Source organism: Maribacter sp., assembly GCF_039974175.1.
Taxonomy (GTDB): Bacteria; Bacteroidota; Bacteroidia; order Flavobacteriales; family Flavobacteriaceae; genus Maribacter_C.
Map to the genome: position 1 here is coordinate 639,216 of NZ_JBDWJN010000013.1, position 23,338 is coordinate 662,553.

Sequence of the window (23,338 nt, forward strand, 5' to 3'; positions counted from 1 at the left end):
TATGTTACCACAACCAGATTAATATATAGGCGATGACGATTACTAAAACTACAATATGATAGATATAGTTTTTATACCAAGGTACATCTTCGAAACCATCCATCAAGAGTTCTTTTCGATAGGTGAGCAGTTTCATCTTTTCACTATCTGGAGCAGCGGTCATTAAACTGACAACAACAAAAACTACGGTTGAAAGTAGAATCATCAGGCCAACATTTATAGTGTAATGCAAATGCCACATATCGAATTGTTCTAGAACGAAAAGACATATTCCTGCCAAAGTTCCTAAAATCAACGTCCAAAAGGCGCCATCTCCATTTCCTCTTTTAAAGAAAACACCAACTAAAAATATAACGGCTACGGGAGGTACGATGATAGAGAACATTTGTTGCAGGTAATCCCATAAACCTGTAAAATTTTGAATCTGGGGAGCCCATAGGGCCGCAATGACCATGAATACCAGAGTGCTAATTCTTCCGTATTTTACAATATCTTTTTCTGTAATATCTTGCTTTACGGGTTTTATAAAATCAATTACCAACAAGGTAGAGGAAGAGTTTAAGGCAGAATCTACACTCGACATAATCGCTGAAATTACCCCCGCTAATACAAGGCCTATTAAGCCTACAGGAAGCACCTTGGTAACCAAAGTTGGAAATACTTGGTCACCATTGGCTATACCCGGAAACAGGCTTATCGCCATCGCTCCAGGAATCACCATGATAAAGAGTGGAATTATTTTCAAAAAGCCTGCAAAAATAACCCCCCAACGTGCTTGTTTTATGTCTTTGGCACCCAACACACGTTGAAAAATGTATTGATTGGTAGACCAATACCAAAATCCCAAAAATGGCACACCCATCAGCAAACCTGGCCATGGAAGGCCTTCATCATCTAAAGGTTGCACTACCGAAAAATGGCCCTCTGGCGCTGCCGCAACGACACGAGCCCAATCATAATCTAATTTGCCAAAGAGAATCCAAGTAATAATACTACATCCAACAATTAATATTACGGCTTGAATCGCATCGGTATAGACCACGGCTTTTAGTCCGCCACCAGCAGTATAAATACCTGCTACGATGGCTAATACAAGCGATGTCTGCCACATTATTAAATTTGGAAAAAAGGTTTGGAGTACCAAGCTACCTGCATAAAGTGCCCCAGCGGTTTCAATCATTATGGTACTGAAAATAGTGATGATAGAGAAAAACTTCTGAGACCTCCTATCAAATCGCAGTTGCAAGAATTCTGGAATGGTGGTGATTTTACTTCTTAAATACAGTGGAATAAAAATAAGGGCCGCAATGATCAAAGGCAGACCTGACATCCATTCGTACACAGAATTTACGATTCCTGTCGTGTATGCTGCGCCTGCTAGGCCTACAATGGTAGACCCTGAAATGTTGGAGGCGAACAAAGACAATCCGATGATACCCCATCCGAATGTTCGCCCTCCTAAAAACAGGTCTTCGCCAGTTTTGGTTTTTCTCGATATCCAAAGACCAATGAACAAAACGATAAGAAAATAGGAGATGACAATGCCAATGTCAATAGTTGAGATGGTACTTTCCATAGAGCAATAGGTTTGGTTTAGTCGATTTTTATAAATATAGTGAAAGAATAGCTCTTAGCTTCAACTTGGTATTTCTCCATTGGAGCTGAAAGCCATGAGTCGATTCCGCCAAGTCCCATATGCTTATGGTCAATACACAAATGTACCCCACCTGCTTTACTCAGTTCGTAATCTCGACCTTTATCTCTATCAGTTCGATTCAATTGCTCCGGACTATATTCTAATGCGCTGAATCCGAAGGAGTCATGCGTGCTAACCTTGATATTTCTACCGTTTTGGTCCTCCAACTGCAACCACTTACAGTCTTGTTTTGCACCATTTTCTTGGTGAGAGATATAAGGCACATATTGTTCGGAAATGGAGGTCTGGTAGCTATCGATATCGGCAGCATATTTTCTATCAGGATAGTTTTCAAAAGGCCCCCGGCCATACCACTTTATGTTTGAGAAGGCATCATCTATATTGAAGTGAAGACCAAACCTAGGTAATATTGGAAGTGGATTTAAAATTTTCAACTCTGTGCTTAGGGCTAGTTTTCCCAGGCCAACCAAACGGTAGGTTAATTTGATTTCTGCATCGGCCTCGCCTAAGTTGAGAACGACTATCACGGTGTTGTCTTCTCCTTTTAAAGAAATCAATTTTAGATTTTGGTTTACGGTTCTCCAAAAAGCACATTTTTTGGGCATATCCCAACCAAAATCATTGTCTACTGGAGGGCGCCAAAAATTCGGCATTACCGGTTTTATAAGCACTTCTTTATCCTTTGAAACCAGTGAGGCGATAAGTCCGGTTTTAGTATCGATTTTTATGGCAATTTCACTATCGCTCAAGGTCCAATAATCCTTGGTTTTTAAAACACGATTTTTCCCTTTATTGACTTCAATAGCTAACTGGGTATTACTTTCAACAAGCTGAAACTGTTCTTTTGACAGTATATCGCCCTTTGTTGCCCATTTTTTTTCAGTATTTGATACAATGGAAAGATTTAAATACCAATCAAATTGCCTGTCTATTTCGACTAAGGAGTAGGGCAAATCTATAGTTTGTTCAGAAGTAGCTGGAATGTTCATTTCCAATTTTCCAGAATCGTAGATTCCCTTTTCTGAGGTAATGCACCAATGCAAATGGTATTGATTTTTGTCTAGGGAAGTAAAAAGCCATTCATTAATAATTTTTACCCTTCCTGTGTCAGCATGCTGTAAAGAGAATTTTACCGGAGCGTAAAGTTTTCTAACTTCTTCTAGAGCCGGTTTGGGAGTGTGGTCTGGCCATAGTAAGCCGTTGATGCAGAAGTTTCCGTCACTTGGGGTGCCTGATGGGCCGAAATCACCCCCAAAGGCCCAAAATGTCCTTCCATCTTTTTGTGTAACTAAACCTTGATCCATCCAATCCCAGATAAAACCACCTTGTAGGCAAGCGTATTGATTGATGATATCCCAGTACTCCTTTAGATTACCATTGCTATTTCCCATAGCATGTGAATATTCGCACATAATAAAGGGGCGGTCACCTCTATTTTTAGCATAGTCTTCAAGATGCTCAGGTGTCGGATACATGGGGCAAATTATGTCGGTATTCGCTTCCTCCATAGACTGCTCGTATTGTATAGGACGCGTTGGATCTTGCTTTTTTAGCCAGTCATAAATCACCTCAAAATTGACACCGTTTCCCGCCTCATTCGCCATTGACCAGATGATAACGGAACAATGATTTTTACTGCGATGGTACATGCGTTTAACCCTATCCAAATGCGCATCTTGCCAATCGATGTCTTTCGCCAGACTATCTTCTTCGTAACCCATGCCGTGACTTTCGATGTTCGACTCATCTACCATGTAAAGTCCATATTCATCACACAACCTATACCATTCCGAATGATTGGGGTAGTGGCTGTTTCGCACCGCATTGATATTGTACTTTTTCATCAGTAGAATATCTTTCACCATAAGCTCTCTGGTAATTATATGCCCCGTATGCTGATCGTGTTCATGTCGGTTAACTCCTTTTAAGTTCAACGGTTTTCCGTTAATACAAAGTTGGTTTTTATTGATGTTAACCGTGCGAAAACCAATTTTACTTTTAATTCTATCCTTAGTTATACCACTTTCAACTAGCTCTAGAGAAAGTTCATAAAGGTTCGGATGCTCTGCACTCCATGGCTTTACCTCAGGAATTAGATGGTCAATCTCTATATCTATTTCCTTATTGCAAGCACATGAATACGAGGTCTTCAAGGAGGCCACTTCTTTTCCAGCACTGTCTACTATGGTAATTGAAAGTTCACCATGCGAAGTCTTTTCAGAAGTATTGGTAATCTTCGTATTTAGAACAAACTTTCCGTCGGTATAGTCGTTTTCTAAACCGCTTATCAAATTATGGTCGCTGAAACGAACTTTGTTTCTAGCCACTAAATATACCTCTCGTTCTATACCGCTTAATCTCCAAAAATCTTGACATTCCAAATAGCTGCCATCACACCAGCGAAAGGCCTGAATGGTGATTTCTATGGCCGAATGTGCATATTTGGTAACATCAAAAACGACTTCTGTTTTACTGTCTTGATTGTAGCCTATAAACTCCCCATTGATCCAAAAGTAGGCGGCTGATTTGATAGCACCCACGACCAAAAAGATATGTTGATCTTGCCAGTTCATGGGAAGCTCAACTGTTCGTTTATACACCCCTGTTGGATTATCGCTGGGCACCAAGGGAGGGTTCTTTTCAAAGGGGTAGCGATCGTTTACATATATAGGAATGCCATAACCCTTGAGTTCCCAATTCGAAGGAACTTCAATTTTATCCCATTGCGAAGTATCAAAACCAAGTTTCTCGAAACCTTGAGGTAAATTCTTTTTGTTTTCGGCCCATACAAAGTCCCACGCTCCATTCAAGGAGATTATGTTTTTGCTGTCAGGTTCTTCATGGCGAAATGAAGCCGGTGGTTCTTGGCCAATATTGTAGACCGACGGGTTGGCAAGCCAATCGTAGGTTGGGGTCGGTAGGAGTTGGTTTTTTTTCATGATTTATGAAGCAGATGACTTTGCTAAATTACCGCTTTTAACAAAACGCAATCCATTACATATTCACAAACTGAAACCCCGCTAGCGGAATGTCTCGCAAATCGAATTCTGTTTCATTGAGTAGGATGCCATGTTCGAGATAGGCTTTTAAATTGGCAAGCCAAAACGTCCATCCGTTGCTGCAGCCATGATGAATGTTGAGCATACTTTCTTCATCGGTAGGAATGTCATACTGCTTTAGCGTGAGTAGTACGGCAGTACCCTTATCTTCTAAAGTAATGGATACCTTGCTCGGGTCTGCGAAAACAATTTCTATACAATCGGTTCCGTTGGCTTTCAATACGGTTCCTTTTTCTTGGCCATCCCAATTGTGCCATTCCCAGATATAGGCATCTCCAGCTTGTATTTGCTCATCAAGATTGCGCGGTTGACCCGCTGCGTCGAAATATTGTGCTTTGCTTAGGAACCAGGTGGAAATACCTTCGCTCGTTGCCCAAGACCAGTATAACTTCTCAAGGGAAGTTTTGATGTAAATTTTCTTGGTAAAAGAATCGAAACTGAGCTTTTCCATGTGGTGTTATTTTTTTTGGTTCAATTCGTATTCGTATAGTTCTCTTCCCAAAGCCGCCAAAAATGGGAAGCCGATCTCATCGTATTCATAGGTGTTATCATTAAAAATACCATTTTTATTGATCAAAATTGTAGCCGTTAACAGGAATTCTACATTGTTTTTGGTATCCTGTATATAGGCGCAATCGGTCAGCGTTCCGTAGGCATCGCCCACCTTATTGTAGATTTTTATGTGATCAGGAATGTTTTCTTTAGTATCTCCGAACATGAAGAATTTGCAATATCCGTCGTAATAGGTTTGAGCATCGTAGCCGGTATTTTTAGGTAGTGTACTCATTGCTTTATGCACAAAGCCTAGCTGATCCTTCGTAAGGTTTAGCCTTTCATTCAATTGATATTTTTCAGGAAACATGACGGTCTTGAGGAACCTGTGCTGAGTTGCAATAGGATAATAATTTTTCAAACGAAAGTCGAAGGCGCCGTCCATCAAAGAATCTTCTACTATATAGCCCAATCCTTTTTGAGTATCGCTCATCTCCAAAGGCTGAGCTGATGTATTTATGGTGTTTGCAATGATCGCGGTTGTGCTGTCGTTCTGATAAACGATCAACGGTTTTGTCGTAATTTCTTCTGAATTCGGCGTAGACAATCGATGTGAAATACGCACTGGTCCAATTCCAATAGTGTTTAATTCACGATTAATATAGTCTTGTCCTAAGAACTCGAAAAGCCTGTTGTACGATTGGTTGTCACTAACGGCAAAGATCTTTTCTATTTCACGAGCAAATGTTGATTCTATGGTATCACCCTCAACATAAAACCTGGTGTTTCTATTCAAGTGTTCGTTGTCGTTAAGTTTCGATAAGGCTAATAAGGCAATAGGAAATTTCACTGTACTTGCCGGATAGAAGTATCGATTAGCATACACCTGAAAGTCATAATCTTGAAAAGAGATTTGGTCATCTTCTCGTTCGATCTGAGTGAACCTAATTTGTACGGCATGTTTATGAACACTATCTATAACCCTTTTTATACTTGGGTTTTGCGAGGCAAGTACAATTTGTAGTGGATTTCTGGCCTCAATTTTTTCTTGACTGCCGCAGGAGAAAACCAAAATTAGGGTAGTTAGGTAAACTAAAGTGAATTTATTACGCATGTATCATAACCTTTTTTATTGACCTGATAATTATTCGCTTTCTTTTGAGTGCTAAGAGGAGGCCTCTTGGTATACCTCTCCGCGATGCGGTTTCAAAGCATCTCTTAGTGTGATCATATTTGATTCTTCGGTCACCATAAAGGCATAGCTGTGAATTTCACTGACATGCTGAAAACCTGTGATATTCAAGTCGAGTGCTTCAATGGCAATATATTCTTTAAGATGTTTTTCATGATGTTCCGCAGTCTTTGCGGCCGCGGGGCCCCTGAAATCCCAAATCAGTTTTATTTTCCGCATCATCGATTGATTTTAGCAGTGTATGGTAACGAAATTAGCAAATTCTTGAGAAGCACTATAAAAATCTGTTAATCATTATAGCAACTACTTGCCGGGCATACGATATTTGTTATTTTTGCGGGATGTTTTTAAAGAAAAGAAAAGCGCTAACCCTTGGTTTTACTGTAACAATTGCATTCCTATTTATAGGTTCTTGTGGTTCCTTCCTAAAAGATGCTGATGAAACCGGACCTATTGCCAGAGTTGGCGAGAGTTATTTGTACAAGGAAGATATTGCTTCACTGCTCTATGATGGCATGACGAAAGGAGATAGCGCTACCATAGTTACCAATTTCATCAACAATTGGGCAACAAAACAACTACTGCTTACTAAGGCAAAAATCAATCTTCCGGAGGATAAACTGGCAGAATTTGATGCGCTGGTTGCCGATTACCAAACTGATTTGTACACGCGCGCATACAAAGACGCTCTAGTGCAACAGGCCGCTGATTCTATGGTAACTGAGACCCAGTTAAAGCGCTTTTATGAGAACGAAAAGGAGAATTTTAGGCTGCAAGAGCGTCTGGTTAAAATTAGATTCGTTCAATTGCCAAAACGCTTTTTGAATAAGGATGAGGTTACCAAAAGATTGAAGAGCTTTAAGAAGAAAGATATTGCTTATCTAGATTCCATTGGGGTGCAATTTAAAAAACTGAATTTTAATGATTCCTTATGGGTAAGTGCATCGAGGGTTATCAACGAAATACCACCCTTAACCCTTGAAAATCAGGATAAATACTTAAAAAAATCCCAATTTTTCGAATTGGAGGATGCATTAGGGGTATATTTGGCAATGGTAACAGGGGTACTTCAGGTAAATGATGTTGCTCCTTTATCTTTTATAGAGCCAACCATAAAACAAGTATTGATCAATCGACGGAAACTAAATTACATACGACAGTTAGAGACTGAAGTAATAGATGAGGCTATTAAAGAAAAAGAATTTGAAGTTTATGCACATGAAGATTAAAATTATTGCGAGTCTTGTATTTATGGGAGTTTATAGTATTGGATTTGCGCAAACAGATTCCATACAATTACCGGATACCAATTTAGAGCCGCCCGACCTTACCGTAGAAAATACCGATTTCAGAAATGACTCTACCAAGGTTTTTAAGAAAGTAAAATTAGACGGTATTGCAGCGGTAATTGGTGACTATGTCATTTTAGATTCGGATATTGAAAAGACATTGATCGACCTCAGAAATCAAGGGGCTTCTACCGAAGATGTAACACGCTGTGGACTCTTGGGGAAACTTATGGAAGATCGTCTATATGCCCACCAGGCAGTTCAAGACAGTATATTGGTTTCAGATGACGAAGTGAATCTGACAGGTGATCGTCAACTACAATCTCTTGTGCAGCAAATTGGTTCTATGGAGAAGGTGTTGAAGTATTATAAGAAAGATAATGAGGCTGATTTTCGAGAAGAACTTTATAAAATCAACAAGCTTCGAATGCTTTCAGAAAAGATGCAGCAAAGTATAGTTTCTGAAATAGAAATAACACCTGAAGAAGTACGCCAGTTTTTTAATAAGATTCCAAAAGAAGAACGTCCAGTGATCGGGGCCGAGATGGAGATTGCTCAAATCGTTAAAGAACCCAAACCCTCTGATGCCGAGAAACAAAAGGTAATCGATAAGTTAAATGCGATTAAGGCCGATGTTGAAGACAATGACGCCAGTTTTAATGTAAAAGCCATTTTGTATTCCCAAGACCCAGGTTCAAAATCAAAGGGTGGATTTTATAGTATTACTAAGGATACAGGATTTGACAAAACCTTCAAAGATGTTGCCTTTAGTTTGAAAGAAGGCCAGGTTTCCGAACCTTTTGAAACACAGTTTGGATTTCATATTATTTACATAGAAAAGATTCGAGGACAAGAACTAGACTTGCGTCATATACTAATTATGCCTGAAATTTCACAGTCTACACTTGATGAGCTAAAGGTAGAATTAGACAGTATTCGCCAGCAGATTAAGGATGGTAAATATACTTTCGGAGAGGCAGCACGAAATTTTTCTGATCAAAAAGAAACGGCAAATGATGGCGGGAAACTTAGAAATCCTCAAGATTTTGGTCCCCGTTTTGAGCTTACAAAAATGGACCCTGAATTGTACAATCAAGTACGGAATTTAAAGGATGATGAAATTTCACTACCCATCTTCGAACAAGACCCTAGGGGTGGAGGCCCAAAATACAAAATCATGAAGGTGACCAATCGTTATGATGAACATGTCGCTGATTTTGCACAAGACTATACTAAAATTCAACAACTGGCAAAAACCGAAAAGCAATACAAGGCTATAAAAAAGTGGATGAACGAGCATATAGAAGACACTTATATCACCGTTAACGAAGGAAACCGCGATTGTGATTTTGCTAATAATTGGGTAAAAGAATAATGTCAGACGTCAACGCAATAAATAACCTAGTTACCAAACACAAAGCCTTAAAGCAAGAAATTTCCAAGATCATTATTGGTCAAAATGAGGTTATAGATCAAATTCTCCTCTCGATATATACGGGAGGGCATTCCTTGTTAATTGGGGTGCCCGGATTGGCAAAAACCCTGATGGTGAATACAATTGCACAAACTTTAGGCCTTGATTTCAAGAGAATACAATTCACTCCAGATTTAATGCCGAGTGATATTTTAGGAAGTGAGGTTTTAGATCAGAGTCGAAGCTTTAAATTTATTAAGGGCCCTATTTTCGCAAATATTATCTTAGCAGATGAGATAAATCGAACCCCGCCAAAAACCCAGGCCGCACTTTTAGAAGCAATGCAAGAACGTTCGGTCACCATTGCGGGCCAACAACATAATTTAGAGCTTCCTTATTTCGTTTTAGCCACTCAGAATCCTATTGAGCAAGAAGGAACCTATCCCTTGCCCGAAGCCCAATTAGACCGTTTCATGTTCGCGATTGAGTTGAAGTATCCCTCTGTTGAAGAGGAGATTCAGGTGGTGAAAACAACAACCAATGACGAAACTCCTACTATTGATGCTTTGTTCAATGCCCAAGAGATACTTGAAGTGCAGCATTTGGTACGACGTATTCCGGTACCTGATAATGTTGTGGAGTATGCGGTTAATCTGGTAAACAGTACACGACCTAATTTAGAAATCGCTTCTGATTTTGTACAACAATATATCGATTGGGGAGCGGGTCCACGGGCCTCTCAAAACCTTGTTTTAGCTGCAAAGGCAAATGCAGCGATTAATGGAAAATTCTCTCCAGATATCGAAGACGTAAAGGCTGTTGCGATGGGTATTCTTAGACACCGTATTATCAAGAATTATAAAGCGGAGGCAGAAGGTATTTCCGAAGAGGATATTATTCGCAAACTGTTGTAACGGTATGCTTGTTATTTCGATAGTTTTTTTCTTATAATTTTGTCAATTCTGCAAATGCAGAATATTCCAACAATCATTTCTGTAAAGGGCAATTAATCCTAGTCTAAAAATTTCATTTGCCACTAGTATTTTCTTAATTTCGTGAAATTGCAAATAACTAAAATTCGTATAGAATGGCATTTGATATTGATATGATCAAAGGCGTTTACGCCAGAATGGCCGAAAGAGTTGATAAGGCTCGTGAAATCGTCGGCAAACCATTAACACTATCTGAAAAGATCTTATATTCCCACTTATGGGATGGCGGTCCTTCAAAAGTGTTTGCCCGGGGCAAGGACTACGTTGACTTCGCTCCTGATCGTATAGCATGTCAAGACGCTACGGCTCAAATGGCTTTGTTGCAATTTATGCAGGCCGGAAAGGCTAAAGTTGCCGTGCCCACCACGGTGCACTGTGATCATTTGATACAGGCCAAAAGTGGCGCTGCTGCTGATTTAAAATCTGCCAACAGCACTAGCGCTGAGGTTTTTGACTTCTTAGAATCTGTTTCGAATAAGTACGGAATTGGTTTTTGGAAGCCAGGTGCGGGAATTATTCACCAGGTTGTTTTGGAAAACTACGCCTTCCCAGGCGGGATGATGATAGGAACCGATTCTCATACCGTCAATGCTGGCGGATTAGGAATGGTGGCCATTGGAGTAGGTGGTGCAGATGCTGTAGATGTCATGGCTGGTATGGCTTGGGAATTGAAATTCCCAAAATTAATAGGAGTTAAACTTACTGGTACCATATCGGGTTGGACAGCTCCAAAAGATGTTATCTTAAAAGTTGCTGAAATATTAACGGTCAAAGGAGGCACGGGTGCCATTGTCGAGTACTTTGGTCCTGGGGCAAAAGCGTTATCCTGCACAGGAAAAGGAACCATTTGTAATATGGGTGCTGAGATCGGGGCTACTACCTCTACTTTTGGGTATGATGAATCAATGGAGCGCTACCTTCGTGCCACGGAGCGAGCTGATGTTGCAGATGCCGCAAATCAAGTAGCAAAATATTTGACGGCCGATGATGAAGTTTATGCAAACCCTGAACAGTATTTTGATCAGGTTATTGAAATAGATTTGACAACATTGAATCCGCTATTGAATGGTCCGTTTACGCCAGATTTATCTACCTCCGTTGGCGATGCAATGACAGAGAAGGCTACTAAAAATGATTGGCCACTTCAAGTAGAGTGGGGACTAATAGGTTCGTGTACAAATTCCTCATATGAAGATTTGTCAAGGGCCTCTTCTATAGCCCAACAAGCATTGGACAAGGGTTTAAAAATGAAAGCGGAGCTCGGCATAAACCCAGGTTCTGAGCAAGTGCGTTTTACGGCAGAAAGAGATGGGATTTTAAACGTTTTCGAGAAATTGGATGCGAAAATATTCACAAACGCTTGCGGCCCATGTATAGGACAATGGGCAAGATATAGCGATCCGAAGAATGCGCCTAAAAACAGTATCGTACATTCGTTTAATAGAAACTTCGCAAAACGGGCAGATGGCAACCCGAATACACATGCGTTTGTAGCATCACCAGAAATAACGGCTGCAATTGCGATAGCGGGTCGTTTGGATTTCAATCCTATGACGGATACGTTGATAAGCGAAAATGGAGAAGAGGTGAAATTTGAAGAACCGACAGGATGGGAATTGCCACCAAAAGGTTTTGAGGTCGAGGATGCGGGTTTCTTAGCACCTGATGAAGATGGTTCGAGTGTTACCGTAGTGGTTGATCCGAATTCAGAACGTTTGCAATTGTTAGAACCTTTTGTACCTATTAAAGATGAAGAATTAATGGGCGCTAAATTGCTTATTAAAGCTTTTGGTAAGTGTACAACCGATCATATTTCTATGGCTGGTCCATGGCTGCGTTTTAGAGGTCATTTAGATAATATTTCAAACAATTGTTTAATTGGAGCTGTAAATGCCTTTGGCAAAAAAACTAATTTTATCAAAAACCAATTGACAGGTGAGTATTCAGGCGTTCCTGATGCTGCTCGTGCATACAAAGCCGCTGGAGTAAGAACTATAGTTGTCGGTGATCATAACTACGGAGAAGGTTCTTCTAGAGAGCATGCGGCTATGGAACCTCGTCACTTAGGTGTAGCTGCTGTAATCGTAAAATCTTTCGCTCGTATTCACGAGACTAACTTGAAGAAGCAAGGCATGCTTGGGCTAACTTTTGCCAACGAAAGTGATTATGATTTGATTCAAGAAGACGACACTTTTAACTTTGTTGATATTTCAGATTTTTCACCTGGAAAACCTTTGACCATTGAAGTTGTTCACGCCGATGGTAGTAAAGACACTGTTCTTGCCAACCATACCTATAACGAAGCCCAAATAGGATGGTATAGAGAAGGTTCTGCACTTAATGTAATTAAACGCGAGAACGCGGCTTAAGTTATTTTTCAAATAGTTTAGAAAAACTCCCGATAATCTTCGGGAGTTTTTTAGTTTTGAGCAGCGCATGCTATGTAAAGTCCCTCTATGAAGAAACAAACGGTTTATACCCTTTTAATAATTGCAGTGGTGCTTTCTTTCTTTGTGACGCCTTTGGGGTATCATGCCAAAGTGTGGTTGAACGCTTTGTTTTCATTTAGTCCGGTTGAAGTTGCTGTAGAGGAACGCCAAACACTTTCTAATTACGAATGGAAATTAAAGGATGCAAATTGGGATTTTTTCAATTTCAATCGATCTAGGGGTAAGGTGGTTTTTATCAATTTTTGGGCTTCTTGGCATTTGCCCTGTGCTGCCGAATTAAGTGATATACAAGTGCTTTACGATGCCTATAGCGATCAAATCGATTTTTATATTATTACCAATGAAGAAAGGCCACCCGTAGAGGAATTCATGGCCGAAAAAAAGTTTACCTTCCCGGTTACCTACTTACTAATTGGCTCGCCCTCACCTGTCGAGACCGAAGTAGTTCCTTCTTCTTATATTATTGATAAAAAAGGAATGGTAGTAGTACGTACAGATGAAATAAAGGACTGGGATAATAAAAAAGTACGTGACCTGTTAGACCGTCTCATTGCCGAAAAATGAAACTAAAAAAGGAGAATCTTTCGAATTTTGCTTTCATTGTTTTATTGGCACTTCTACTTTTTACTCCAGTTGGTTTTCATGCAAGAGTGCTCGTTTCGAGATTATTTTCTTTTAGCCCTTCTGAACTAAATGAAGAAGAGCAATTCACACTCTCCAATTACAACTGGGAATTGTCTACAGTTAATGGAGAAACATTTGATTTTAAAGATACCAAGGGAAAAGTGGTCTTGGTCAACTTTTGGGCTACCTGGTGTTCACCCTGTGTTGCTGAGATGCCTAGTTTGCATGAGTTGTACACAGACTATCACGATCAAATTGAATTTGTTATGGTTGCCAACGATGACCCTGAGAAGGTGAAGTTGTTTTTTAACAGTAAACACTATGATTTTCCTACTTATTTTGAGAGAACTGCTAGGCCCACGGTCTTGTCTGCCGATCATATTCCTACGACTTTTATTATCGATAGAACTGGTAAAATAGTGGTAGAGAAAACAGGTGCTGCGAATTGGAACAGCATAGCCACGCGAGATCTACTGGAAAATCTGATAGCTAGGTGATCTTACTTTTTGAAATACTTGAACGGAACGAATAACATTCCAAAACACTCACCGTCAGCTTTGCCCAGATGTTTGTGATGAATTTTATGCGCCCTTCGAACTCCTCTAGCATACCAGTGATCTGCATTGCGAAAAAGCTTAAAGCGTTGGTGAATGAAAATATCGTGCACTAAAAAGTAGGCAATACCATAGGCTAATATTCCAAAACCTAATGCCCAACCTGGCCACCAGCCGTTGGCTCCAGCATAAAAAAGTGACATGCTGACCACTGCATAAAAAATAAAAAAAGCGTCATTCCTTTCAAACCAAGAATCGTGGTCCTTGTGATGATGATCTTTATGTAAACTCCATAAAAAACCATGCATGACATATTTATGGGTAAACCATGCCATAAATTCCATAATGGAAAAGGTACCGAGAAATATTACTATCCAAAGAAAAGTTTTCATCTAGACCAAATGTAATTTATAATTAACGTATGATTTTGCTAAAAGTCCGAATTTCTGGTAATTTGGAACTCGTATCCTAGCATTCTTAATCTCCATAGAGGGTGTTTTCTGTAGCTTCTGGAGCAATTTATAATAATATTTGTAAGCAGTGTAAACACCAAACTTAGCCTCGTTGGGTAGCTGTAAAATGCCGGTGTAACCTGAGGCAAAATCAGCTTTGATTTCATTTACAATTTTACTTTTGGAGGTTTCGTCCAATTCTTCCAGGTTTGTGTTTGGAAAATATGCTCTATTCAAGTCCTCAAAATCAGCCCTTAGGTCGCGGAGAAAATTCACCTTTTGAAAGGCTGAACCTAAAGACATTGCCGCTTCTTTTAGTTTGTTGTATTTATTGGTATCACCATTTACGAACACTCTTAAACACATAAGCCCTACAACATCTGCTGAACCATAGATATATTCTCTGTACTCGGCATCGGTTCGATATTCGCTTTTGGTAAGGTCCATCCGCATACTTTTCATAAATGAAGCAACCAAATGATAGGGTATTTGATACTTGTGATACGTATGCTGAAAAGAGTTAAGTATAGGATTGAGACTTATTTTTGTAGCAATAGCTGCCTCTAAATCTGTTTCGAAATTATCTAGTAACTCCTTTTTATTGTAGGAGTGAAAGCTGTCGACTATTTCATCGGCGAAACGCACAAATCCATAAATGTTATAAATGTCAGGGCGGATTGAGGGGGCAAGCATTTTGGTTGCCAATGAGAAAGATGTACTGTAAGATTCAGTCACAATCTTGCTGCAATCATAAGATACCTTGTCAAAAATGCTTTTCATATTTGTTTGCTGTTTGCTTTGGCGATTAATTCAGAAACTAGTTTTCCGGAAATCAGGGAAGGTGGTACTCCAGGTCCCGGTACGGTAAGTTGCCCTGTAAAAAATAAGTTTTTCACTTTCTTACTTCGCAATTTTGGCCGTAGGAACGCAGTTTGTAAAAGCGTGTTAGCCATACCGTAAGCATTGCCTTTATATGAATTGTACTCTTCAATAAAATCATTCACACAAAAGGACTCCTTAAAGATAATATTATTTTCAATTTTTTGGCCTGTTCTTTCCTGAAACCTGGTCATTATTAAATCAAAATATTGTTGTCTAAGCTGCGGAGTATCCTCTAATGCGGGAGCTATCGGAACTAAAAAGAATCCTGTTTCACAACCTTCTGGAGACATACTTTCATCCGTTACCGAAGGAAAGTTGGCATAAAACAAGGGGTCGGAAGGCCATTTGGGGTCATCATAAATTTCTTCGGCATGCTTTTGAAAGTCGGTATCAAAGAATAAATTATGATGCTCAATGTTTATCAATCTTTTATTAAACCCAATGTAAAAAAGTAAGGAGGAAGGAGCAAAGGTCTTCTTTGTCCAATATTGCTCTGAATATTGCCTATATTGTTGGTCTAACAGGGTTTCGGAATGATGATAATCGGCCCCACTGAGCACATAATCACTGTTTATACTTTGCGCGTCTGTTGTAATGCCGGTGACTTTTCCGTTTTCTACTCTAATTTTTCTTACCGGTTTTTCAGTGTTTATAGTAACACCAAGTTCTATAGCCAATGCCTCCATTGCCTTAATAATCTCATACATGCCACCTTTAGGGTGCCATGTACCCAACCCGAAGTCGGCAAAATTCATGAAACTGTAGAAAGATGGTGTCTTGCTAGGTTTAGCACCGAGAAATAACACTGGAAATTCTAGTGTGGAAACCAGCTTTGGGTTTTTGAATTTTTTTCGGACCTCCCCGCTAATAGTCTTAAAAAATTGGTCAACTTTCAAAAGCGTATCCTTGGTCACTAGTTCAAAAGGTGATAAGCCAGGTCTAAGAACAACTTTATCAATAGCGATACTATAATTTTCTTGAGCGTCAGCAATGAATTTTCGCAGGTGTTGTGAGCTCCCAGGCTCAATTCTGTCGAATTCAACACAAATTTTATCCATAGTGTCGCCTATGGTTATCGAATCGTCGGAAAAGAATATTTTGTAAGCAGGACTTAGTTTATCTAATTGATAAAAATCAGATGTTTTCTTTCCAAAGTCGGCGAAGAATTTGTCGAATATATCGGGCATCCAGTACCAACTTGGGCCGATGTCGAATGTGAACCCGTCTTTTCTCAGTTGTCTTGCTCTACCACCAACGGTTTTGTTTTTTTCAAATACAGTGACTTTGAAACCCGACTTGGCAAGATAGCAAGCGGCAGACAAAGAAGAAAAACCTGACCCTATTATACTAACAGTCTTACTCATACAGATAACGAGATACGGATTTAAAGCTGTGCAACAACCTGCTCAATTGAATTGAAAGTTTTTACAAAACTAGGAAGGTTAGCAGTGTCTAAGTGCTTCGTTTGGTAACCGAGAAGCCAAATTTCAGCTGTGCCGAATTCTTTAACCAAATCGCTAAACTGACTTACGTATTTTTCAATTTTTTCCTTGGTTGGGGAGACGGTGAAATAAGATAAAAAACACAGATTATCAAAATATTTCATAACATCGTTCAATGTTTCCAAAGGTACGGTTTGACCTAGGTAAATTGACTTGTAACCTCTAAGCACGATCTCGTAGTTAAGATATAAAAGTCCGATTTCATGAATCTCATTTTCCGGTAAGAAAGGCACAAAAATTTTAGAGGTTTTTGTGGGTTCTTGATGCTGTAATTTTTCTGTATTGATTAGAATTTTTTGCTTTATTAGGCTGGTAATAAAATGCTCATGGGCCGGGCTAATCGTATCGGTTTGCCATAGCAGACCGATCTCGTTAAGTAATGGAATAAAGACTTCCTTAAAAACATCTCGAAACGATTTGTCGACCAAAACACTATTATAGGTGCTCATGAAAAGTGACTGGTCAAAATTGATCATTGCTAACTTAAATGCATTGATCGCGTGGTTTTTGACACTATTCTTCGCCACTATTTCCCTAACCATCAAAGGAATATTACCCTCGGGAATTCGAGAGATTTTAGAAATTTTATAGCCGTTATTGTAAAGCAAAGTTACATTCAATAGCTTTTGAAGACTACTAAGGCTATAAGTTCGAATATTTGTAGCGGTTCTTTCGGGGGCAAGGAGATTATATCTTTTTTCCCAAATGCGTATAGTGTGTGCCTTAATTCCCGATAGATTTTCTAGATCGCGAATGCTAAAATTTTTCTTTACATTGTTCATTGTTTTGTAAAAATAATTAAACAAATTCACAATTTAAAGTTTCTTGAAGTGAAATTTGGGTTAAAATTTGATATTCCCAGACTAGAATTAGCAAAACAGTATTTCAATAATCGTAATATGTTAACCATTTAGGTTCATAATTTGAAGGAAACACATAAATCGTTAAATACAATTCAGTATAAGAGATAATGTAGCATATGAAACTCCGAAGGGCCTGGTGAGCTTGCACGGCAAGCTCTAGTATATGTGTGGTTGTATGTTATTTTTGACCAAAAGAAAAAGACCGCTTCGTAAAGCAGTCTTTCTGTGCGCACGAGAAGACTCGAACTTCCACGGCCTAATGGCCACCAGCCCCTCAAGCTGGCGCGTCTACCAATTCCGCCACGTGCGCTTTTTTAGCTTGGCAAATATAGAAAGCATTGAGCTAACAGAAAATTAATTTCCTGTATTTATGCTTGAGAAAATCTTGGGGTGGTGCTTGGTGTAAAAAATAGTTTTTGAAGTGATTTAAGGGAATCAATTAATAGGTTTAAGTCAAGGTATTTGACGAGAGACCAATGGCCAATTCCGTCATAACTTTGCGATAGGATTTGGAAAATGGAAGTTTCGTTTTAAGTGGAGTTAAATGACATTCTGACTTCCCTAGGTGTATACGAGAGATATATTTTTGGTTGATCATAAAACTCTGATGTATACGGCTAAAAGATTTTGGCAATATAGATTCAAAATGTTTCAGCGTTTTAAAGGCCGTTATTTTCGATTTATCGCGCATGAAAAACTCTGTTGTGTTATTGTCAGCTTTTAGAAAAAGAATATCGTTGATCTCAATAAACTGATAATCGCTATAAGTCCGTAAACACAACTTTTTAGGTTTGTGATCATTTAAATCACGTTTCGCCCGTAATTTGTAGTTCAACTTTAACATTTCTTCTGCGTTTATTGGCCCCAACATGTAATAGAAAAAGTTATGCTTAATACAATCATATGCCTGTGTTTCTGATGTAGCCAAAGCTACCAGAAGGGGTTTGTGAAGAAACGATCTGTACAGGTCGTTAATCGTGTATGAAAGCTCATTAAAATCTTTGGTTTCGTAGCCATCAACCTTAACATATATTAAATCAGGGCTACTGGCTAATATAATGTCTAGCAGGCGCTCTGGGTTTTCAGAATTCCCAACCAGTCGATGTCCTTTTAATTTGGAAGCATGCGATATCAGTACATTTGCGTAACGGGCTTCGAGCCCAATAATGGAATATTTCATTATAATATAGGTTTCGGGGAGGAAACGTTACTAGAAATGTAAGAAAAAACTTATGAAAAACAAATCTTTTTTTGCTTTATTTTCTCTTAGCAAGGATGTTGTAAAATACAAGATAAGAATTCCCTGTAGGAAGATTACATCCTTATATGGGTTTCAGTTCATAGAAAAGATCAAATAGAAGAGCAGGGTTGTACACTCCTTTTGAACGTAAATCAATTTAGATCGGACGAAGGATAAGGTTAGAAACAAAAATACCTCTGTTTGAAACAGAGGTATTTTTGTTTTTGTGACCTGGCTGGGGCTCGAACCCAGGACCCTCTCCTTAAAAGGGAGATGCTCTACCAACTGAGCTACCAGGTCAAAATTTCAAAGCTAAAATTTTCTCCTTAGCGGCTGCAAATATAAGTCCATTAATTTATTTCACAAGTCGATTTTAAGAGAATTTTGAAATTCTTTTGAAATCAATTGTTTTTAGTTCAATTTTACAAAAAAATATAGTATGCAAATCGTTCTTTTAGGATATATGGGCAGTGGTAAAACAACAATTGGTAAACTACTTGCAGAAAAACTTAAGATTGAGTTTTTAGACCTTGACTCGTATATAGAAGAAATAGAAGGAACGACAGTTTCAACTGTTTTTAGCGAAAAGGGAGAGATTTACTTTCGGACAAAAGAAGCAGCATGTTTACGGGAGCTTCTCGCCACGCAAAAAGACTTCGTACTATCTATAGGCGGTGGAACACCTTGCTACGCGAATAATATGGTTGCTATCTCGGAAATGACGGAAAATGGAATCTATTTGAAAGTTGGTTTGGAAGAACTGGTTAACCGATTAACGAACGCTAAAGAGGAAAGACCAATGATAGCGAATATCGCCAACGAAGAATTGCACGAGTTTATAGGCAAACATTTATTCGAAAGAAGCTATTACTACAATCAGGCAGACCATGTGGTCAATTGTGAAAGCAAAAGCACAGACGAAGTCGTCACTGAAATAGCCCGATTATTAAGCTAAGGAAACAGAGTCATTCTTGGTTTTAAATTCTACACTAATATGCTCTTGTAGTGAAGTAGATAACGAAATACCTTTATAATCGGCCTTAACAGGGTATTTTTTATGATTTCGATTTACTAAGACAGCGGTTTTCAATTGCTTTAACGGGGTTTTTAAAAAGTGATGCACTCCATAAATTAAGGTCGTACCAGAATTTAAAACATCATCTACCAAAACAACAGATTTATCTGCATAGGCTTTCGCTGACATTGAAGTTTTTACACCGCTTTCGAGCGGATTTTTTTTGTTCATACTTACCTTACACAATAAAATTTTTGCCGTAGTAATATCTTGAAGCACCTGTTGTATTTTTTTGGCAAAACTGAGCCCACCCCCGTCAATGCCGGCCAAAACTATTTCCTTCTCGTCAACATTAGCCTCATATATTTGGTACGCAATGCGGCGAATTTTATGCTGAATCTGGGCGTGGGAAAGAATTCTATTTTGCATACTTTTTTAGTATTAATTGATATCCAAAGATAAAGAAACCTAGATTGATTTTTATTCTTCTTTTGTAGGATCAGTTGGAGTATCAAGGTAATCATCAATTTCCCTTCTATCTTTTTTGGTGGGCCTACCCATTCCTTTTTTACGATAATAGTCTTTTGAATATTGAAGTAACTCGTTGTGTTCAAAGGCTTCCTTCGGGGTAGTGTCTTTTCTGTAAAGGTCTACCAGTTTGGCGCCGACACGACTTTTCGGAATAGCTAAGACCGTTAATTGATAATTGATCTGGTTTTTCCGTACCACTATTTCGTCCATCGGATATACCTCGCGAGCAGGTTTCACTACCTGATTGTTAATTTTAATATGCCCCTTTTTGCAAGCCTCTGTGCCCATATTTCGCGTTTTGAAATAACGCGTACTCCATAAATACTTGTCTATGCGCATATCTTTATAAAATCTTTGTTAAGGTTTTCAACAAAAATAGGGGAAAATTGTATCTTGCCGACCTTAATAAAGAATGCATGAAAACAAGTCGATTAGTTGTTTATTTTTTAATGTTTTGGGTAATCGTGTCATGTCGCGATGACGACGGTGACATAAACCCAGGTACGGTGGTTCCTCCACAGACTTTGGCCGAGACACAGATTGAGAACGATGCTGAAATTGTATCATTTTTACAAACTCATTTTTACAACTATGAGGAGTTTGAAACGCCACCAGCAGGGTTCAATTTTAAGATAAAATTCGATACCATTGCCGGAGCTAATGCCGATAAGTTGCCGTTAATTGATTTCGTACAAACACAAACGATAAAAGAAGTATCATCAACTTTTGGGCGTGATGACGAGGAAGAAGTCGATCATATCTTGTACTTTCTCACTGCTCGTGTTGGGGAAGGCGATGAAGAAAATAGCCCCACCATAGGAGATAATACAGTGTTGCAATATGAGGGTTCTCTCTTAGATGGTACCTTATTTGATGCCGCGTCTACCCCGGTGAATCAGTACCTTTCAGGAGGCTTGATTAGAGGTTATGCCAATGGTGTTGAAAAGTTCAATGCTGGCATTGGGCCGATGGAAAATGGTGATGGCACGGTTAGTTTTGAAAATTACGGCGTTGGCGCAATATTCATTCCGTCAGGACTAGGGTATTTTAGTAACCCGCCTACAGGATCAGGAATTCCGGCTTATGCACCACTTATTTTTAAAATTGATTTATTGGCATTCGAAAAAGATACTGATTTTGACGGAGATGGAATACCTTCCATTTTGGAGGATGTAGACGGAGATGGCAATTTAAACAATGACAACACAGATGGCGATAGTGAGCCATTTAGCGTTTTTCTGGCAAATCATAACGACACTGATGACGATAATGATGGTATACCCACTATAGATGAAATTGAGTTGGATGAAGACGGGAAATTTGCGGGATTTAAAGATACGGATGGTGACGGAACACCAGATCACCTAGATAATGATAACTAAGGAAAGTAACTGTTTGATATAACAAAAAGCCCTGAGTCTATTGATTCAGGGCTTTTTTTAATTCGTATGGTTTGTAGTTAAAACTTAAGCGAAAGACTTAAGATCAATTGATCGGGTCGAGTATCAATTCTACTATCGGGTAAAGAGGTTATGTTGGTATTGATAAACTTCGCTTCATTGTTACTAAACCCTCGTTCGTAACGTAGGTCAATGCCCAGTTTACCCAAATTTACACCCGCACCAAGATGTGCTCCGACTGAAAAATCACTCTCAATATCATTTATTCCGATACCATCAAATTCAGAATCGAGTATATATTGAAAAGCAGGCCCGGCAAAAACATGAAGTGGTCCAATTACTTTTATACCCAATAATATGGGGGCGTCTAACTTGCTCATTTCGAATTCACCACCAGTATACTCTGATTTTGTTCTGGTGTAAATCAGTTCAGGTCGCACATAGAGGCGGCTGAATTTGATTTTACCAAAGACACCAATATGATATCCCAAGTTGCGATCAGGCTCTCTTGCAGCATCACCGGCTGACTCAAAATAGTCACCGTTGCCATTGTAATTTAAACCAGCTTTAATACCGAATCCAGAATCATTTTGTGCAAATGCAGTAATGCTTAGCATAGCAAAAACTGCTAGAAGAAGCGTTTTTTTCATAATCATAATAGGGTTTCGTTCGTAATACTTTCAACGGTATCAAAAACGATACCATTATCACTTTCGTTTCAACACTTTTAAAACGGCTTTCTCAATGGCTTTATTGTTAAGGCCATACTTTTCCATTAACTGGGCAGGAGTACCACTTTCTCCAAAAGTATCTTGAGTAGCAACAAATTCTTGAGGCGTAGGATGTTGATTAGCAAGCATTCCAGCAATGCTCTCGCCCAATCCGCCTAAATAGTTGTGTTCTTCAGCAGTTACGATACATCCTGTTTTTTTAACAGACTTTAACACCGCCTCGGAATCTAGCGGTTTAATCGTATGAATGTTTATTACTTCAGCAGAAATACCTTGACTCTCTAGGTTTTCACAGGCCGTCAACGCTTCCCAAACCAAATGTCCGGTAGCTACAATTGTAACATCGGTGCCTTCATTGAGCATAAGCGCTTTACCAATTTCAAATTTTTGATCAACCGGAGTGAAGTTAGCAACCTTAGGTCTTCCGAAGCGCAAATATACAGGGCCTTCGTAATCGGCAATGGCTATGGTTGCTGCCTTAGTTTGATTGAAATCGCATGGGTTGATCACTACCATACCAGGCAACATTTTCATGAGACCAATATCTTCTAATATTTGATGTGTAGCACCATCTTCACCTAAGGTTATTCCTGCATGTGAAGCACATATTTTTACGTTCTTTCCTGAATAGGCTATCGACTGACGAATTTGATCGTAGACTCTTCCTGTCGAAAAGTTGGCAAAGGTACCCGTAAATGGAATTTTACCACCAATGGTCAACCCAGCTGCAATACCCATCATATTGGCCTCGGCAATTCCGACTTGAAAAAAACGCTCTGGATTCTCATCGATAAATTGCTGAATCTTTAGCGATCCTACCAAATCGGCACATAGTGCGACCACATTGGGGTTGGTTCTTCCCAATTCTGTCATCCCTGCGCCGTAGCCGCTCCTTGTATCGTTTTTACCTTGATCTACGTATTTAGTCATCTATTTCTATTTTCATTCCTGCCCTTCGATTATCGCTCATGATAATCTACAGCCGAATCTTTTAATTGT

Annotated in this window: 22 protein-coding genes and 2 tRNA genes; 8 read left to right on the top strand and 16 right to left on the bottom strand. The window is 39.2% G+C overall.

Translation table 11 applies throughout. The features are described 5' to 3' along the window. Nucleotides 1-4 precede the first annotated feature (4 nt). The 5 genes from ABJN95_RS20170 to ABJN95_RS20190 are packed head-to-tail and all read right to left on the bottom strand — an operon-like array spanning nucleotide 5 to nucleotide 6,622. On the bottom strand, nucleotides 5-1,576 hold the full coding sequence (locus ABJN95_RS20170) for a sodium:solute symporter (RefSeq protein ID WP_348373164.1): 1,572 nt from the start codon (nucleotides 1,574-1,576) through the stop codon (nucleotides 5-7). Nucleotides 1,577-1,593: 17 nt separating this feature from the next. Next, on the bottom strand, nucleotides 1,594-4,596 hold the full coding sequence (locus tag ABJN95_RS20175; RefSeq protein ID WP_348373166.1) for a glycoside hydrolase family 2 TIM barrel-domain containing protein: 3,003 nt from the start codon (nucleotides 4,594-4,596) through the stop codon (nucleotides 1,594-1,596). Between the two features lie 55 nt (nucleotides 4,597-4,651). After that, nucleotides 4,652-5,167: an SRPBCC domain-containing protein gene (locus ABJN95_RS20180; RefSeq protein WP_348373167.1), complete on the bottom strand. Its 516-nt coding sequence runs from the start codon at nucleotides 5,165-5,167 to the stop codon at nucleotides 4,652-4,654. A 6-nt stretch (nucleotides 5,168-5,173) separates the two neighbouring features. Continuing rightward, nucleotides 5,174-6,322, bottom strand: coding sequence for a serine hydrolase (locus ABJN95_RS20185; RefSeq protein ID WP_348373169.1), 1,149 nt, complete (start codon nucleotides 6,320-6,322; stop codon nucleotides 5,174-5,176). Between the two features lie 51 nt (nucleotides 6,323-6,373). Continuing rightward, on the bottom strand, nucleotides 6,374-6,622 hold the full coding sequence (locus ABJN95_RS20190; protein WP_348373170.1) for a hypothetical protein: 249 nt from the start codon (nucleotides 6,620-6,622) through the stop codon (nucleotides 6,374-6,376). Between the two features lie 119 nt (nucleotides 6,623-6,741). On the opposite strand from ABJN95_RS20190, the gene ABJN95_RS20195 reads away from it, so the two are divergent. The 6 genes from ABJN95_RS20195 to ABJN95_RS20220 all read left to right on the top strand — a co-directional run bounded on the left by ABJN95_RS20195 (nucleotide 6,742) and on the right by ABJN95_RS20220 (nucleotide 13,666). After that, the gene (locus tag ABJN95_RS20195; RefSeq protein WP_348373171.1) at nucleotides 6,742-7,629 is read left to right on the top strand and encodes a peptidyl-prolyl cis-trans isomerase; all 888 of its coding nucleotides are present in this window, start codon (nucleotides 6,742-6,744) and stop codon (nucleotides 7,627-7,629) included. Continuing rightward, nucleotides 7,613-9,064 (top strand): peptidylprolyl isomerase, encoded by a 1,452-nt coding sequence (locus ABJN95_RS20200; protein ID WP_348373172.1) that lies wholly within the window; start codon nucleotides 7,613-7,615, stop codon nucleotides 9,062-9,064. Before ABJN95_RS20195 ends, ABJN95_RS20200 begins: the two co-directional genes overlap by 17 nt. Further along, on the top strand, nucleotides 9,064-10,017 hold the full coding sequence (locus ABJN95_RS20205) for a MoxR family ATPase (RefSeq protein ID WP_348373174.1): 954 nt from the start codon (nucleotides 9,064-9,066) through the stop codon (nucleotides 10,015-10,017). Before ABJN95_RS20200 ends, ABJN95_RS20205 begins: the two co-directional genes overlap by 1 nt. Before the next feature lie 173 nt (nucleotides 10,018-10,190). Continuing rightward, on the top strand, nucleotides 10,191-12,464 hold the full coding sequence (locus ABJN95_RS20210) for an aconitate hydratase (protein WP_348373175.1): 2,274 nt from the start codon (nucleotides 10,191-10,193) through the stop codon (nucleotides 12,462-12,464). An 87-nt stretch (nucleotides 12,465-12,551) separates the two neighbouring features. After that, on the top strand, nucleotides 12,552-13,109 hold the full coding sequence (locus tag ABJN95_RS20215; RefSeq protein ID WP_348373177.1) for a TlpA disulfide reductase family protein: 558 nt from the start codon (nucleotides 12,552-12,554) through the stop codon (nucleotides 13,107-13,109). Beyond that, nucleotides 13,106-13,666, top strand: coding sequence for a TlpA disulfide reductase family protein (locus ABJN95_RS20220; RefSeq protein WP_348373178.1), 561 nt, complete (start codon nucleotides 13,106-13,108; stop codon nucleotides 13,664-13,666). The genes ABJN95_RS20215 and ABJN95_RS20220 overlap by 4 nt, the downstream gene beginning before the upstream one ends. Before the next feature lie 2 nt (nucleotides 13,667-13,668). Here ABJN95_RS20220 and ABJN95_RS20225 read toward each other — a convergent pair whose 3' ends face one another. From ABJN95_RS20225 to ABJN95_RS20255, 7 genes are all read right to left on the bottom strand, one after another. Further along, a complete protein-coding gene (locus ABJN95_RS20225; protein ID WP_348373179.1) occupies nucleotides 13,669-14,115 on the bottom strand; it encodes a sterol desaturase family protein in 447 nt (148 codons plus the stop codon). Next, on the bottom strand, nucleotides 14,116-14,955 hold the full coding sequence (locus ABJN95_RS20230) for a phytoene/squalene synthase family protein (RefSeq protein ID WP_348373180.1): 840 nt from the start codon (nucleotides 14,953-14,955) through the stop codon (nucleotides 14,116-14,118). After that, nucleotides 14,952-16,421, bottom strand: coding sequence for a phytoene desaturase family protein (crtI, locus tag ABJN95_RS20235; RefSeq protein WP_348373181.1), 1,470 nt, complete (start codon nucleotides 16,419-16,421; stop codon nucleotides 14,952-14,954). Before crtI ends, ABJN95_RS20230 begins: the two co-directional genes overlap by 4 nt. 20 nt (nucleotides 16,422-16,441) lie before the next feature. Further along, on the bottom strand, nucleotides 16,442-17,341 hold the full coding sequence (locus ABJN95_RS20240) for a MerR family transcriptional regulator (RefSeq protein ID WP_348373183.1): 900 nt from the start codon (nucleotides 17,339-17,341) through the stop codon (nucleotides 16,442-16,444). Nucleotides 17,342-17,648: 307 nt separating this feature from the next. After that, nucleotides 17,649-17,732, bottom strand: a tRNA-Leu gene (locus ABJN95_RS20245). Nucleotides 17,733-17,870: 138 nt separating this feature from the next. Then, on the bottom strand, nucleotides 17,871-18,602 hold the full coding sequence (locus ABJN95_RS20250) for a LytTR family transcriptional regulator DNA-binding domain-containing protein (RefSeq protein WP_348373184.1): 732 nt from the start codon (nucleotides 18,600-18,602) through the stop codon (nucleotides 17,871-17,873). A gap of 287 nt (nucleotides 18,603-18,889) precedes the next feature. After that, a tRNA-Lys gene (locus tag ABJN95_RS20255) sits at nucleotides 18,890-18,962 on the bottom strand. A gap of 139 nt (nucleotides 18,963-19,101) precedes the next feature. Here ABJN95_RS20255 and ABJN95_RS20260 point away from each other — a divergent pair. Continuing rightward, nucleotides 19,102-19,617, top strand: coding sequence for a shikimate kinase (locus ABJN95_RS20260; RefSeq protein ID WP_348373185.1), 516 nt, complete (start codon nucleotides 19,102-19,104; stop codon nucleotides 19,615-19,617). Here the strand turns inward: ABJN95_RS20260 and ABJN95_RS20265 are convergent. Beyond that, nucleotides 19,609-20,106 carry a phosphoribosyltransferase family protein gene (locus ABJN95_RS20265; RefSeq protein ID WP_348373186.1) on the bottom strand — a complete coding sequence of 166 codons (498 nt, stop codon included), beginning with the start codon at nucleotides 20,104-20,106 and terminating at the stop codon, nucleotides 19,609-19,611. The two genes, ABJN95_RS20260 and ABJN95_RS20265, sit on opposite strands and share 9 nt — an antisense overlap. Nucleotides 20,107-20,157: 51 nt before the next feature. Further along, nucleotides 20,158-20,547, bottom strand: a complete 390-nt coding sequence (locus ABJN95_RS20270; protein ID WP_348373188.1) for an RNA-binding S4 domain-containing protein — start codon at nucleotides 20,545-20,547, stop codon at nucleotides 20,158-20,160. A 77-nt stretch (nucleotides 20,548-20,624) separates the two neighbouring features. Here ABJN95_RS20270 and ABJN95_RS20275 point away from each other — a divergent pair, with 77 nt between their 5' ends. Next, nucleotides 20,625-21,590, top strand: a complete 966-nt coding sequence (locus tag ABJN95_RS20275; RefSeq protein ID WP_348373189.1) for an FKBP-type peptidyl-prolyl cis-trans isomerase — start codon at nucleotides 20,625-20,627, stop codon at nucleotides 21,588-21,590. A 77-nt stretch (nucleotides 21,591-21,667) separates the two neighbouring features. Here the strand turns inward: ABJN95_RS20275 and ABJN95_RS20280 are convergent, their stop codons facing one another. Together ABJN95_RS20280 and ABJN95_RS20285 are read right to left on the bottom strand one after the other, a co-directional pair. After that, nucleotides 21,668-22,258, bottom strand: coding sequence for a porin family protein (locus tag ABJN95_RS20280; protein WP_348373191.1), 591 nt, complete (start codon nucleotides 22,256-22,258; stop codon nucleotides 21,668-21,670). Between the two features lie 57 nt (nucleotides 22,259-22,315). Then, a complete protein-coding gene (locus ABJN95_RS20285; RefSeq protein ID WP_348373192.1) occupies nucleotides 22,316-23,269 on the bottom strand; it encodes a transketolase C-terminal domain-containing protein in 954 nt (317 codons plus the stop codon). Between the last annotated feature and the right edge of the window lie 69 nt (nucleotides 23,270-23,338).

Excerpts from the sequence above, each read along its gene's own strand:
- ABJN95_RS20270 (WP_348373188.1), bottom strand. The coding sequence starts at position 20,547 with ATGCGCATAGACAAGTATTTATGGAGTACGCGTTATTTCAAAACGCGA.
- ABJN95_RS20170 (WP_348373164.1), bottom strand. The coding sequence starts at position 1,576 with ATGGAAAGTACCATCTCAACTATTGACATTGGCATTGTCATCTCCTAT.
- ABJN95_RS20215 (WP_348373177.1), top strand. The coding sequence starts at position 12,552 with ATGAAGAAACAAACGGTTTATACCCTTTTAATAATTGCAGTGGTGCTT.
- crtI (WP_348373181.1), bottom strand. The coding sequence starts at position 16,421 with ATGAGTAAGACTGTTAGTATAATAGGGTCAGGTTTTTCTTCTTTGTCT.
- ABJN95_RS20250 (WP_348373184.1), bottom strand. The coding sequence starts at position 18,602 with ATGAAATATTCCATTATTGGGCTCGAAGCCCGTTACGCAAATGTACTG.
- ABJN95_RS20200 (WP_348373172.1), top strand. The coding sequence starts at position 7,613 with ATGCACATGAAGATTAAAATTATTGCGAGTCTTGTATTTATGGGAGTT.
- ABJN95_RS20225 (WP_348373179.1), bottom strand. The coding sequence starts at position 14,115 with ATGAAAACTTTTCTTTGGATAGTAATATTTCTCGGTACCTTTTCCATT.
- ABJN95_RS20195 (WP_348373171.1), top strand. The coding sequence starts at position 6,742 with ATGTTTTTAAAGAAAAGAAAAGCGCTAACCCTTGGTTTTACTGTAACA.
- ABJN95_RS20205 (WP_348373174.1), top strand. The coding sequence starts at position 9,064 with ATGTCAGACGTCAACGCAATAAATAACCTAGTTACCAAACACAAAGCC.
- ABJN95_RS20265 (WP_348373186.1), bottom strand. The coding sequence starts at position 20,106 with ATGCAAAATAGAATTCTTTCCCACGCCCAGATTCAGCATAAAATTCGC.
- ABJN95_RS20180 (WP_348373167.1), bottom strand. The coding sequence starts at position 5,167 with ATGGAAAAGCTCAGTTTCGATTCTTTTACCAAGAAAATTTACATCAAA.
- ABJN95_RS20210 (WP_348373175.1), top strand. The coding sequence starts at position 10,191 with ATGGCATTTGATATTGATATGATCAAAGGCGTTTACGCCAGAATGGCC.
- ABJN95_RS20260 (WP_348373185.1), top strand. The coding sequence starts at position 19,102 with ATGCAAATCGTTCTTTTAGGATATATGGGCAGTGGTAAAACAACAATT.
- ABJN95_RS20280 (WP_348373191.1), bottom strand. The coding sequence starts at position 22,258 with ATGAAAAAAACGCTTCTTCTAGCAGTTTTTGCTATGCTAAGCATTACT.
- ABJN95_RS20175 (WP_348373166.1), bottom strand. The coding sequence starts at position 4,596 with ATGAAAAAAAACCAACTCCTACCGACCCCAACCTACGATTGGCTTGCC.
- ABJN95_RS20220 (WP_348373178.1), top strand. The coding sequence starts at position 13,106 with ATGAAACTAAAAAAGGAGAATCTTTCGAATTTTGCTTTCATTGTTTTA.
- ABJN95_RS20230 (WP_348373180.1), bottom strand. The coding sequence starts at position 14,955 with ATGAAAAGCATTTTTGACAAGGTATCTTATGATTGCAGCAAGATTGTG.
- ABJN95_RS20240 (WP_348373183.1), bottom strand. The coding sequence starts at position 17,341 with ATGAACAATGTAAAGAAAAATTTTAGCATTCGCGATCTAGAAAATCTA.
- ABJN95_RS20275 (WP_348373189.1), top strand. The coding sequence starts at position 20,625 with ATGAAAACAAGTCGATTAGTTGTTTATTTTTTAATGTTTTGGGTAATC.
- ABJN95_RS20285 (WP_348373192.1), bottom strand. The coding sequence starts at position 23,269 with ATGACTAAATACGTAGATCAAGGTAAAAACGATACAAGGAGCGGCTAC.
- ABJN95_RS20190 (WP_348373170.1), bottom strand. The coding sequence starts at position 6,622 with ATGATGCGGAAAATAAAACTGATTTGGGATTTCAGGGGCCCCGCGGCC.
- ABJN95_RS20185 (WP_348373169.1), bottom strand. The coding sequence starts at position 6,322 with ATGCGTAATAAATTCACTTTAGTTTACCTAACTACCCTAATTTTGGTT.